The organism is Mycolicibacter icosiumassiliensis, from assembly GCF_900078685.2.
Classification (GTDB): Bacteria; Actinomycetota; Actinomycetes; order Mycobacteriales; family Mycobacteriaceae; genus Mycobacterium; species Mycobacterium icosiumassiliensis.
Window position 1 is genome coordinate 207,783 of sequence record NZ_LT546170.1, and the last position, 12,284, is coordinate 220,066.

General features: G+C 68.6%; 13 protein-coding genes. 7 read left to right on the top strand and 6 right to left on the bottom strand.

Features of this window, described 5'->3' with window-relative positions; genetic code table 11:
• Nucleotides 1–89: 89 nt before the first annotated feature.
• From kstR to BN4346_RS43595, 4 genes are read left to right on the top strand one after another with little or no spacing between them, the layout of a single operon-like run.
• Nucleotides 90–758 (top strand): cholesterol catabolism transcriptional regulator KstR, encoded by a 669-nt coding sequence (gene kstR, locus BN4346_RS43580; RefSeq protein ID WP_024442385.1) that lies wholly within the window; start codon nt 90–92, stop codon nt 756–758.
• Nucleotides 759–775: 17 nt separating this feature from the next.
• Nucleotides 776–2,053, top strand: coding sequence for an MFS transporter (locus BN4346_RS43585; RefSeq protein WP_067976443.1), 1,278 nt, complete (start codon nt 776–778; stop codon nt 2,051–2,053).
• A gap of 4 nt (nt 2,054–2,057) precedes the next feature.
• Nucleotides 2,058–2,978 (top strand): MBL fold metallo-hydrolase, encoded by a 921-nt coding sequence (locus BN4346_RS43590; protein ID WP_067976441.1) that lies wholly within the window; start codon nt 2,058–2,060, stop codon nt 2,976–2,978.
• Nucleotides 2,975–4,219 carry an SLC13 family permease gene (locus BN4346_RS43595; protein ID WP_067976511.1) on the top strand — a complete coding sequence of 415 codons (1,245 nt, stop codon included), beginning with the start codon at nt 2,975–2,977 and terminating at the stop codon, nt 4,217–4,219. Before BN4346_RS43590 ends, BN4346_RS43595 begins: the two co-directional genes overlap by 4 nt.
• On the opposite strand, the gene BN4346_RS43600 is transcribed toward BN4346_RS43595, so the two are convergent.
• The 3 genes from BN4346_RS43600 to cysS are packed head-to-tail and all read right to left on the bottom strand — an operon-like array spanning nt 4,216 to nt 7,451.
• Nucleotides 4,216–5,070, bottom strand: a complete 855-nt coding sequence (locus BN4346_RS43600) for a glycerophosphodiester phosphodiesterase family protein (RefSeq protein ID WP_067976509.1) — start codon at nt 5,068–5,070, stop codon at nt 4,216–4,218. The genes BN4346_RS43595 and BN4346_RS43600 overlap by 4 nt on opposite strands.
• 29 nt (nt 5,071–5,099) lie before the next feature.
• A complete protein-coding gene (gene rlmB, locus BN4346_RS43605; protein ID WP_067976439.1) occupies nt 5,100–6,041 on the bottom strand; it encodes a 23S rRNA (guanosine(2251)-2'-O)-methyltransferase RlmB in 942 nt (313 codons plus the stop codon).
• Nucleotides 6,042–7,451, bottom strand: a complete 1,410-nt coding sequence (gene cysS, locus BN4346_RS43610; RefSeq protein WP_067976437.1) for a cysteine--tRNA ligase — start codon at nt 7,449–7,451, stop codon at nt 6,042–6,044.
• Nucleotides 7,452–7,577: 126 nt separating this feature from the next.
• Between cysS and BN4346_RS43615 the strand changes: the two genes are divergently transcribed.
• The gene (locus BN4346_RS43615; protein WP_067976435.1) at nt 7,578–8,363 is read left to right on the top strand and encodes a hypothetical protein; all 786 of its coding nucleotides are present in this window, start codon (nt 7,578–7,580) and stop codon (nt 8,361–8,363) included.
• A 15-nt stretch (nt 8,364–8,378) separates the two neighbouring features.
• Here the strand turns inward: BN4346_RS43615 and ispF are convergent, their stop codons facing one another.
• The 3 genes from ispF to carD are packed head-to-tail and all read right to left on the bottom strand — an operon-like array spanning nt 8,379 to nt 10,037.
• Nucleotides 8,379–8,855 carry a 2-C-methyl-D-erythritol 2,4-cyclodiphosphate synthase gene (gene ispF / locus BN4346_RS43620; RefSeq protein WP_067976433.1) on the bottom strand — a complete coding sequence of 159 codons (477 nt, stop codon included), beginning with the start codon at nt 8,853–8,855 and terminating at the stop codon, nt 8,379–8,381.
• The gene (gene ispD, locus BN4346_RS43625) at nt 8,852–9,517 is read right to left on the bottom strand and encodes a 2-C-methyl-D-erythritol 4-phosphate cytidylyltransferase (RefSeq protein ID WP_067976431.1); all 666 of its coding nucleotides are present in this window, start codon (nt 9,515–9,517) and stop codon (nt 8,852–8,854) included. The genes ispF and ispD overlap by 4 nt, the downstream gene beginning before the upstream one ends.
• A gap of 31 nt (nt 9,518–9,548) precedes the next feature.
• A complete protein-coding gene (carD, locus tag BN4346_RS43630) occupies nt 9,549–10,037 on the bottom strand; it encodes an RNA polymerase-binding transcription factor CarD (protein WP_013830798.1) in 489 nt (162 codons plus the stop codon).
• A gap of 260 nt (nt 10,038–10,297) precedes the next feature.
• On the opposite strand from carD, the gene BN4346_RS43635 reads away from it, so the two are divergent.
• Entirely contained in the window at nt 10,298–10,846 is a 549-nt protein-coding gene (locus BN4346_RS43635) for a hypothetical protein (RefSeq protein ID WP_067976429.1), read from the top strand.
• A 49-nt stretch (nt 10,847–10,895) separates the two neighbouring features.
• Entirely contained in the window at nt 10,896–12,269 is a 1,374-nt protein-coding gene (gene radA, locus BN4346_RS43640) for a DNA repair protein RadA (protein WP_067976449.1), read from the top strand.
• Nucleotides 12,270–12,284 lie beyond the last annotated feature (15 nt).

Genomic DNA, 12,284 nt, shown 5'->3' on the forward strand with positions numbered 1-12,284 from the left:
GGGTCCGGCCGATGTCGGGAGTGCGAAATTCAACTACGCGGTGCGTATCGTTATGGGCCAATAGATCGACGGAGGGAGCCGCGCAGCACATGTCGTCAGCTGAGGGCACCGCAGGCCGCGGATCTGCCAGCCAACCGCGCGAGGTGGTCAACGTCGCTGTGCTGACCGAATCTGACCTGGGCTCCGAAGCGCAGCGCGAACGCCGCAAGCGCATCCTCGACGCGACGCTGGCGATCGCCTCCAAGGGCGGTTACGACGCGGTGCAGATGCGCGCGGTCGCCGACCGCGCGGATGTGGCTGTCGGCACCCTGTACCGCTACTTCCCGTCGAAGGTTCACCTGCTGGTCTCGGCGATGGGCCGGGAGATCGCGCGGGTGGACACCAAAACCGACCCGGCGACGTTTGCCGCAACCACCCGCCACCAGCGGCTCAACCTGGTGGTCAACAAACTCAACCGCGCCATGCAGCGCAACCCGCTGCTCACTGAGGCGATGACCCGGGCGTATGTCTTCGCCGACGCCTCGGCGGCCGGCGAAGTCGACCACGTCCAGAAATTGATCGACTCGATGTTCGCCGGGGCAATGAGCGACGGCGAGCCGACCGAGGAGCAGTACCACATCTCCCGGGTGATCTCGGATGTGTGGCTGTCCAACCTGCTCGCCTGGCTGACCCGGCGGGCGTCGGCCACCGATTTCAGCACCCGGCTGGACTTGGCTGTGAGGTTGCTGATCGGCGACGACGACAGTCCCAAGGTTTAGACCTCAGTATTACGACTATGCCCACCGGTTCAGGAGATCCAGAACCAGTGCCTGTCTCGGTGACGGACCCGATCCCGCGCCGGCTGGCGCATGCGCTGGACCTGTTGAACTTCACGCTGGCCGATGTACGGGACGGCCTTGGGCCCTACCTGTCGATCTACCTCTTGGTGACCCACAATTGGGACCAGGCATCGATCGGCCTGGTAATGGCGATCGGCGGCGTCGCCGCGGTCGTGGCGCAGACCCCGGTGGGCGCGCTGGTCGACCGCACCACGGCCAAGCGAGCATTGCTGGTGGTCGGTGCACTGGCCGTCACGGCGGCGGCATTGGCGATGCCGCTGTTCCCCGACTTCTACAGCGTCGCGGCGTTGCAGTTGCTGACCGGCATCGCGGGTTCGGTGTTCGCACCGGCGCTGGCCGCGATCACTCTCGGCGTGGTCGGCCCACGTCTGTTCGCGAAACGTATTGGCCGCAACGAATCGTTCAACCACGCGGGTAATGCCGCGACCGCGGCCGCCACCGGCGCCCTGGCCTACTTCTACGGCCCGATCGTGGTGTTCTGGGTGCTGGCCGCCATGGCTGCACTCAGTGTGGTGGCCACCCTGCGTGTTCCCGGATCGGCGATCGATCACGACGTAGCTCGGGGCATGGACCATCTGGCGGGCCAGCCGCATGGACAGCCATCGGGATTCGCGGCGCTGCTGCACAACCGCCACCTGCTGGTGTTCGCCGCGACGGTGGTGATCTTCCATTTCGCCAATGCGGCGATGCTGCCGTTGGTCGGTCAGGAACTGGCGCTGGTCAACACCGAGATAGGCACCGCGCTGATGGCGGCGTGCATCGTGGCCGCGCAGCTGGTCATGGTTCCAGTGGCGTATCTGACGGGCGCCAAAGCCGACGTCTGGGGCCGCAAGCCGATCTTCCTGGTCGGATTCGCCGTGCTGACCGTGCGCGGGCTGCTCTACCCGGTATGGGACAACTCTTACTGGCTGGTCGGGGTGCAGTTGCTCGACGGGGTGGGAGCGGGCATCTTCGGTGCGCTGTTCCCGCTGGTCGTACAGGATGTCACGCATGGAACCGGCCGATTCAACGTGAGCCTGGGGGCGATTACTACCGCCTGGGGGGTGGGCGCCGCATTGTCGAACTTCGTCGCCGGCGAGATCGTGTCGGCCGCAGGCTACGACGCGGCGTTCTTCACCCTGGCGGCGGTGGCCGGCGCCGGTTTCGTGCTCTACCTGACCGCCATGCCCGAGACGGCCGGGATCAGCGGCCGGACCGCAGCCCCGTTAGCCTAAGCGGATGCGCCTCAAGCTCGGCCGCCCCGACATCGGCCGGTACGCCGACCGGTTCGATGTCCCACCCGCGGCGCCGGGCGCACCGTTGTCGGTGACGTGGCTCGGCGTGACCAGCATGCTGATCGACGACGGGTCATCGGCGCTGATGACCGGCGGCTATTTCTCTCGGCCCAGTCTGGCGCAGGTGGCCCTGCGCAAGGTGTCGCCGTCGGCCGCCCGCATCGACGCCTGCCTGGCCCGAGCCGGCGCGCACAAGCTGGCAGCGGTGATCCCCCTGCACTCACATATCGATCACGCGCTGGACTCCGCTGTGGTGGCCGAACGTACCGGTGCGACGCTGGTGGGTGGCGAGTCGACGGCCAATGTGGGCCGGGGTCACGGACTCTCGGAGGACCGCCTGACCGTCGCGGCTTCCGGCGAACCCATCACGTTGGGCGCCTATGACGTCACCCTCATCGAGTCGCGGCACTGCCCACCAGACCGGTTCCCCGGCGTGATCGCCGCCGCGGTGGTTCCACCGGTGCGGGCTTCCGCCTACAAGTGCGGTGAGGCCTGGTCGGTGTTGGTGGCCCACCGCCCCTCGGGACGCAACCTGCTGATCATGGGCAGCGCTGGCTATATCCCGGGGGCGCTGGCGGGCCGCGCCGCCGAGGTGGTCTACCTGGGCATCGGCCAGCTCGGCATCCAGCCCCGGCAATACCTAATCGACTACTGGAATGAGACGGTCCGCGCGGTCGGTGCTTCGACGGTGGTGCTGACCCACTGGGACGACTTTTTCCTGCCTTTGTCAAAACCGTTGCGCGCCTTGCCCTACGCCGGCGACGACCTCAACGTCACGATGCAAGTTCTCAGCGAGCTGGCCGAGGCCGACGGAGTCGGCCTTCACCTGCCCACGGTCTGGCGTCGTGAGGACCCGTGGGCCTGAACTTAGCTCTTGCGCTGCTGCTGCTTGCCGTCGTGCTGGCGTTCGCGGTAGCCCGCCCCCGCGGCTGGCCGGAGATGTTCGCGGCGGTGCCGGCCGCCGGCATCCTTGTTGCCACCGGCGCGATCTCGATGCACGACGCATTTGCCGAAGCCGCCACTCTGCTGCATGTCGTCGCGTTCCTGGGCGCGGTGCTGGTGCTGGCACAGCTCTGTGACGATGAGGGCCTGTTCGAAGCGGCCGGCGCGGCGATGGCACGCGCCGACGTCGGGCCGCCGCAACATCTGCTGAGCCGCGTCTTCGTCATCGCCGCCGGCCTGACCGCGGTGCTGAGCCTGGACGCGACGGTGGTGCTGCTGACCCCGGTGGTGCTGATGATGGCCCGCCGCCGCCAAGCGCCGATGCGCCCGCACGCGTACGCGACCGCGCACCTGGCCAACACGGCGTCGCTGCTGCTGCCGGTGTCGAACCTGACCAATCTGCTGGCGTTCAACCAGGCCGGCCTGTCGTTCGTGAAGTTCACCGCGTTGATGGCGGCGCCGTGGCTGGCCACCACCGCGGTCGTCTACCTGATTTTCCGCTGGTTTTTCCGCGCCGATCTGCGGGCCACACCGGTGCACCGGCACGCCGGCCCGCCGCCCCCGGTTCCGGTTTTCGCACTGGTGGTGCTGGGACTGACGCTGGTCGGTTTCGGGGTCGCCGAGACGTTCGGCGTACCGGCGGCATGGGCGGCCGTCGCCGGAGCGGCCGTGCTGGCCGCGCGTGGTCTGGCGCAGCGGCGCAGCACCGCGGCCGGCATTGCGCGGGCCGCCAACCCCGGTTTCCTGGTGTTCGTGTTGGCCCTGGGCGTGGTGGTGCGGGCCGTCGTCGACAACGGGCTGGGCGCCCAGATGACCGCGGTGCTGCCGGCGGGATCTGGTCTGCCGGCACTGCTGGGCGTCGCGGCGGTCGCCGCGGTGCTGGCCAACGTGGTCAACAACCTGCCCGCGACGCTGGTGCTGGTGCCGCTGGTCGCATCGAGCGGCCCCCTCGCGGTGTTGGCGGTGTTGATCGGGGTCAACATCGGACCCAACCTCAGCTACACGGGCTCACTGTCTAACCTGCTGTGGCGCCGGGTGTTGCGCCGCTACGACGTTCCGGCCGGAGTCGGCGAATATACCCGCCTGGGGCTGTGCACGGTTCCGGCCACACTGCTGGTTGCCGTGCTGGCCCTGTGGGCGAGCGCGCAACTGCTGGGTGTCTAGTAGGACGGCGGCAACGGCATGCCCAGCTCGGCCAGCACCGCGCGCAGCCGGCTCGGATAGTCGGTGATGAGCCCGTCGACTCCGGCGGCGATCTGCTGTCGCATGGCGTCGGCATCGTTGACCGTCCACGGAATCACCCGCAGCCCAGCCGTATGTGCGCGTTCGGTAAATGCTCGATCCACCACCGAGTAGTCCGGGGACACGATATCGGCGCCGACCGCCACCGCACCCGAGATCGGATCAGACCCCTGCTCCCACAGCGCGACCAGCGGAATGGCTGGTTCCGCGGCGCGCACCAGCGGCAGCGTGCGCCAGTCGAAACTCTGGATTTCAACGAAATCGAGTTTGCCGGCGGCGCGCACCGCCGCCAGGATCACATCGACGATCTGCTGCGAGTTGTCGCCGTCGACCTTGGTCTCGATGTTGTAGCGGACCGCTGTGTGACCGGCCAGCGCGAAGACCTCCGGCAAAGTGGTGATCACGTTGCCCGCCACCACTTCCGCGTCGGGGAATTCCGGCAACAGGTGTCCGCAGTCCAGGGTTCGGATCTGGGCGAGGGTGAGATCGGCTACTCGCTTGCTCACGTACGGGTAATCGGGATCGCCGGCGAAGGCCGGTCCGGTGTCGGCGCACTTCGCCGGCTCGATCACCGGGTCGTGCCAGACCAGCGGCTGCGCGTCGCGCGTCAGCACGATGTCCAACTCCAGGGTGCTGACCCCCAGCGCGAGCGACTTGGCGAAGGCGCGCAACGATTCCTCGGTGGTCTCGCCCCGGCCGCCGCGATGCGCCTGCAGATCAAACGTCGACGGTTGCGCGGCGGCCGTTGCCGAAGGACTCACCACCGCGGCCATCAGCACCGCCGCAATCAACGCGCGGCGAATCACCTTCGCTGACGGGCGATCTCGGCCAGCACCACCCCGGCGGCCACCGAGGCATTGAGCGACTCGGTGGGCCCGGACATCGGAATCGACACGATGGCGTCGCAGTTCTGCCGGACCAGTCGGGACAGCCCCTTGCCCTCGGAACCGACGACCAGCACCATCGGGCTGGTGCCGTCCAACTCATCGACCATGGTCTCGCCGCCGGCGTCGAGCCCGACGATCTGCAGGCCGCGATCTGCCCATGCTTTCAGCGTTTGGTTCAGATTGGATGCCCGCGCGATCGGAACCCGCGCTGCCGCACCGGCACTGGTGCGCCAGGCCACCGCGGTCACCGACGCCGACCGACGCTGCGGGATCACCACGCCGTGTCCGCCGAACGCCGCGACCGACCGCACGATGGCGCCGAGATTGCGCGGATCGGAGATGTTGTCCAGTGCGACCAGCAACGGCGGCGCGACATCGCGCCGCGCGGCCGCGATCAGGTCGTCGGGATGCGCGTAGCTGTAGGGCGGGACCGCAAGCGCGATGCCCTGATGCAGACCGTTGGTGGTCATCTTGTCCAGATCGGACCGCGGCACCTCCAGGATCGGCAATCCGGAATCGGCTGCCCGAGTAACTGATTCGGTCAGGCGCTCATCGGCCTCGGCGCCCAGCGCCACATACAGCGCGGTAGCCGGGATTCCGGCACGCAGGCACTCCAGAACCGGGTTGCGCCCCAGCACGGTCTCGTTCTCATCGGTGCGCTTGGTGGTGCGGTAGGCGCGCTGCTTTGCCGCGCGCTTAGCCGCCTTGGCTGCGGGGTGGTAGTCGCGCTGATGCGCCGGCGGGGTAGCGCCGCGGCCTTCGAGCCCGCGGCGGCGTTGGCCACCAGAGCCGACCGTCGGCCCTTTCTTGGTGCCCGGCTTGCGCACCGCACCCTTGCGCTTGGAATTTCCGGCCATCTACTCAGACCCCTCCACCAGTAGTGACCATTGCGGACCATCCCCGGTGTCGGTGACGTCGATACCGGCATTTTTGAGCCTGCAGCGGATCTCATCTGCCAATTGCCAGTCCCGTTCCGCACGAGCGGTTTCCCGGCGTTGCAACTCGGCGCGCACTAAGACGTCGACTGCGGCCAGCGCCGCCGAGGTCTCGTCGCGCGATTCCCAGCGCTCGTTGAGCGGGTCGCAGCCCAACACGTCCATCATCGCCCGGATCGCACCGGCTGCGGCCAGAGCGCCCTCGTGGTCGCCGGAGTCCAGCGCCCGGTTGCCCTCCGCACGCGTCCGGTGCACCTCAGCCAGGGCAATCGGCACCGACAGGTCATCGTCGAGCGCGGCGGCGAAACGGTCCGTCCAGGTGCTGGGAACCACCGCGCCCACCCGGCTGCGCACCCGGTGCAGGAAGTCCTCGATGCCGACATAGGCGTTGACGGCGTCGCGCAGCGCGGTCTCGGAGAACTCGAGCATCGACCGGTAGTGCGCACTACCCAGGTAATAGCGCAGCTCGGCGGGCCGGACCCGTTGCAGCACCGCCGACATCGACAGCACATTGCCCAGCGACTTGCTCATCTTCTCGCCGCCCAGGGTGACCCAGCCGTTGTGCAGCCAGTAGTTCGCGAATCCGTCTCCGGCGGCGCGACTCTGAGCGATCTCGTTCTCATGGTGCGGGAAGACCAGATCCATCCCGCCGCAGTGGATATCGAATTCGGGGCCGAGGTAGGTCCGGGCCATCGCCGAACACTCCAGGTGCCAGCCCGGACGGCCCGGGCCCCACGGCGTGGGCCAGCTGGGCTCACCGGGCTTGGCGCCCTTCCACAGCGTGAAGTCGCGCGGGTCGCGCTTGCCGGTGGCGACCCCCTCGCCCTGATGCACGTCGTCGATCCGATGACCGGACAGCTGGCCGTAGTCGGGGTAGCTGAGCACGTCGAAGTACACGTCGCCGCCGCCGGCATAGGCGTGTCCCGAGTCGATCAGGCGCTCGATCAGCTCGACCATCTGGGTGATGTGCCCGGTCGCACGCGGTTCGGCCGACGGTGGCAGCACCCCCAGCGCCTCATACGCCGCGGTGAACTCACGCTCGTGGGTGGCGGCCCACTCCCACCAGGGCCGGCCCGCTGCAGCGGCCTTGGTGAGGATCTTGTCGTCGATATCGGTCACGTTGCGCACAAAAGCGACGTCGTAGCCGCGGGCGGTGAGCCACCGGCGCAGTACATCGAACGCCACGCCGCTGCGGACATGGCCGATATGGGGCGCAGCCTGGACGGTGGCACCGCATAGATAGATAGACACCTGACCGGGCCGCAACGGGACAAACTCACGCACGGCGCCGGTTGCCGTGTCGTGCAGCCGCAGGCTGGGGCGATCGGTCACGACGGGCCAGCTTACCGGGCGGTGCGCCCCGGACTGCCACGCCCGGCATTACCAGCGGCTTCCCAGGAACGGCTACTACCTGCCGTATCGGTGGACAGGGGGTGTGACGTGGCATATATTGCGGCAGTGAGTAAACGTCTGGTGGCAGCCTCTGGAGCGTTCTTGGCTGCGGTCGCATTCGCAGGTAGCGCAACCGCATACGCCGATGAGCCGAACAACAACAACCAGCAGCAGCCGCAGCCCGCAGAAGTCGTAGCTGCGGTTACTCCCGTGCCGGCTGAGCAGCCGGCGGCTGCGCCCGCCGCGCAGGAGATGGCGCCGGGCCAGCAAGAGGCGATGCAGGACGCCCAGGCCGAGCAACAGCGACAGCAAGCCGAGCAGCAGGCCGACCAGATGAGTCAGGGCGCCAGCACCGCCGGCGCCAGCGCCAGCACCGCCAGTATGGCTGCGATGGGTCCCCAGATCGGTATGCAGATGGCGATGATGGCCCCGATGTTGGCGATGTACGCGCCGATGATGCTCCAGCCGGCAATGAGCCTCTTTACCTCCCCAGGTAACGCCAGCGGTGCAAACGCCGCTGGCGATGGCGCTGGCGCCGGTTCAGCGGCGGCGAGCGACGCTTTTAGCGGCCTGGGGGCGCACGAACCCGGTTCGGCGGCGGGGTCACTGCCCTTCGACCTGGGCGAGCACCTGAACCTCGATCCTGAGCTTTTCGCCGGGGCGGGCGGGGATGTCCTCAACGGTGCGGCGGGTGACTCCGCTGGCGCAGCTAGTGATGCTGCGCTGGCTGCGTCCACCGCACTGCTCGACGGTGGCACTGACATGGGCACCAACCTCGCCGGCGGCATCCGCGCCGTCGGCGGCGACATCGCCACCTGCATCATCGGTGCCATCTTCGGCGGGAACTGCTAGCTCCCGCCGGACGGCTTAAGCAGGCACTACCAGCGCGGTAGCCACCGCGGCCAGTCCCTCGCCCCGACCGGTGAGCCCCAGGCCGTCGGTTGTTGTGGCCGACACCGAGACCGGTGCGCCCAGCAATTCCGACAGCAGCTGCTGCGCTTCGGCCCGGCGGGGCCCCACCTTCGGCCGGTTGCCGATGACCTGCACCGCGGCATTGCCGATCACGAATCCGCTCTCGCCGAGCAGCTCGCGCACGTGGCCGAGCATCACAGCGCCCGTTACTCGTGCCCAGCGGGGCTCGTCGACGCCGAACACCGACCCGAGGTCCCCCAGCCCTGCCGCCGACAGCAGCGCGTCACACAGGGCGTGTGCGGCCACGTCGCCGTCGGAGTGTCCGGCGCAGCCGTCGGCGTCGGGAAACAGCAACCCCAACAGCCAGCACGGCCGGCCCGGCTCGATCGGGTGCACGTCGGTGCCCAACCCGACCCTCGGCAGCGCACTCACCGGTTCACCACGGCCTCGGCGAGCACCGCATCCAGCGGTGTGGTGATCTTGAAGGCCAAGGGATCGCCTTCGACGGTGTGGACCTGGCCGCCGACATGTTCGACCATTGCGGCGTCATCGGTGAACTGCGTGCCCGCACCGGCCTGCTGGTAGGCCCGCAGCAGCAGGTCCGCGGCGAACCCCTGGGGGGTCTGCACGGCCCGCAGGCCGGCCCGCTCGGGTGTGCCCAGGACTGTTCCGTTCGCGTCGACCGCCTTGATGGTGTCGGCGACCGGAAGCGCCGGGACGACGGCTCGGTACCCGGCATGCAATGCCTCGACCACCCGGACCACCAGTCCGGGCGGAGTCAATGGTCGGGCGGCGTCGTGGACCAGCACGAAATCGGGCTCTCCGGCGCTGGCCAACGCCAACCGAACGGAATCGACACGATCGGCACCGCCGGCGACGACGGTGGCAGTCCCACCGAGGATCAATTTGGCCTCGTCGGTGCGGTCCGGCGGCACGGCGACCACGATCTGGTCGATGACCCCGGACTCCCGCAGACCTGCCACGGCGCGCTCAACCAGCGTCACGCCGCCCAGCAGAAAGAACGCCTTGGGCATGCCGGCGCCCAGCCGCACACCTGAACCGGCCGCCGGCACCACGGCTACTGTGCTTGGCACCGGATCCCCGGTCGCTCAGAGAACGTCGCGGTCAGGACGCCGCGGCCAGCACCTCGTCGAGGATGGTCTCCGCCTTGGCATCATCGGTGTTCTCGGCCAGGGCCAGCTCACCAACGAGGATCTGACGTGCCTTGGCCAGCATCCGCTTCTCACCGGCAGACAGGCCGCGCTCCTGGTCACGGCGCCACAGGTCACGAACGACCTCGGCTACCTTGTGCACATCGCCGGAGGCGAGCTTCTCCAGGTTGGCCTTGTAACGACGCGACCAGTTGGTCGGTTCTTCGGTGTGCGGGGCACGCAACACCTGGAAGACCTTGTCCAGGCCTTCCTGGCCGACAACGTCACGCACACCGACATATTCGGCATTTTCAGCGGGAACTCGAACGGTGAGGTCGCCCTGCGCCACCTTAAGGACCAGATAGTCCTTTTGCTCGCCTTTGATGGTCCGGGTTTCAATCGCCTCGATCAACGCTGCACCGTGGTGTGGATATACGACGGTGTCTCCGACCTTAAAGATCATCTGATTTGAGCCCCTTTCGCTACCCCATGCTAACACGCCGCCACAACACACGACCACCAACGGTGCAGGTCAGGGGCACCGCGGCCCCAGCAGGGGGGTTGACATCGCGGCGGAAGCGTGCTGGGTCAAACCTGATCGGAGCCTGATCAGGGCTGGTCGACGGGGGTCATGGGCGACCGGTAACCCTGCGCTACCGCCACCGGATCGTTGCTACTACAGTGCATAGTCACCAGTCGCGACAGCCGAGCAGGAGACCACACGTGAACTCGTTCAACAGGGCCTTCAACAAGGCTGCGATCGCGCTGATTGCGGCGGCGGCGCTGGCCGGCTGCGGTACCGGACAGATCTCTCAGACCGCTGACCAGGCCTCTGCGGTCAACGGCGCCTCGGCCACCGTCGGCGACCTGGCGCTGCGCGACGTGCGCATCCAGGCGACGCAGACCGGCGACGCGTTGGAGCCGGGCCAGACCGTCGACCTGGTGTTCGTGGTCAGCAACCAGTCGGCCGACGCCAACGATGAGCTGAGCGACATCACGACCTCGATCGGCAAGGTGTCACCGACCGGCAGCAAGACCGTGCCGGTCGGCGGCGTCCTGGTCTTCAGCGCCCCGGCGGGCCCCGACCTGCCGACGGCTCCCGCCGCCCGGGCACTGCCGGAGGTGGCCAGCGCCAACACCGCCGCTGCGACGGTGACCCTGGACAAGGCGATTCGCAACGGGCTGACCTACGACTTCACCTTCACCTTCAAGAGGGCCGGCGAGGTGCGCGTGGACGTGCCGATCTCGGCCGGCCCGCTTTCGCACCACTGACGCACCCGTCGCGGCCGGCACTGTCGGACCCGGGCGATACGGTCGCCGAGTGGCCAAGGCACGTTCGCTCTTTCGCTGTTCGGAATGCGGGAACACCACCGCGAAGTGGCTGGGCCGCTGCCCGGAGTGCGGTAGTTGGGGCGGCATCGACCCGGTAGGCGAAGCGGCCGCACCGGCAGGTGGGCTGCGGCCGGCGACACCGGCTCGGCCCGCGGTGCCGATCAGCTCCATCGAGGCGGGTCGAGCACGGCCGGCGCCGACCGGTGTCACCGAACTCGACCGGGTGTTGGGTGGCGGGGTGGTTCCCGGCTCGGTCACCCTGTTGGCCGGCGATCCCGGTGTCGGTAAATCCACGCTGCTGCTCGAGGTCGCGCACCGCTGGGCACTGGCGGGGCGCCGGGCGCTGTACGTCTCCGGAGAGGAGTCCGCGGGGCAGATCCGGCTGCGCGCCGAGCGCACCGGATGCACCCACGACGAGATCTACCTGGCCTCCGAATCTGACCTGCAGACGGTGCTGGGCCATATCGAGGCGGTGCGGCCCACCCTGGTGGTGGTGGATTCGGTGCAGACCGTGACCGCCGCCGACACCGACGGGGTGGCCGGCGGGGTCACCCAGGTTCGGGCTGTGACGGCCGCTCTGACCGCGGCCGCCAAGAGTGCCGATGTGGCGCTGGTCCTGGTCGGACACGTGACCAAGGACGGCGCGATCGCGGGCCCACGTTCACTGGAGCACCTCGTCGACGTGGTGCTGCACTTCGAGGGGGACCGCAACTCGGTGCTGCGGATGGTGCGGGCGGTCAAGAATCGTTTCGGCGCTACCGACGAGGTGGGCTGTTTCCTGCTCCGCGACGACGGCATCGAGGGGATCGCCGACCCGTCCGGTCTTTTCCTGGAGCAGCGCAGCGAGCCGGTGCCCGGCACCGCCATCACCGTCGCACTGGACGGCAAGCGTCCGTTGATCGGCGAAGTGCAGGCACTGCTGGCCAAGCCGGCGGGCGGCTCGCCGCGCCGTGCGGTCAGTGGCATCGACCACACCCCATCCGCCTTGCTCCCCGCAGTACTGGACAAGCACGCCGAACTTCCGATCGGGGCCGGCGACATCTACCTGTCCACGGTGGGCGGCATGCGGTTGACCGATCCGTCCGCGGATCTGGCCGTCGCCATCGCGCTGGCATCGGCCTACGCGGATCAGCCGGGCCGCCTCGGCGACCTGCGCCCGGTCAGCGGGATGGACCGTCGGCTCGCCGAGGCGGCCCGGCTCGGATTCACCACCGCGCTGACTCCCCCGGGCGCGCCGGCCACCGTGGGCGGCCTGCGTACCGTGCCGGCCGCCAACATCGTTGCCGCGCTGCACCACCTGGTCGAGATCGCCGACCGACGCGGCGGTCATGTGGCCCCGCCGCAGCTACTGGATCGAAACTAGCGACAGCCCCTGAAG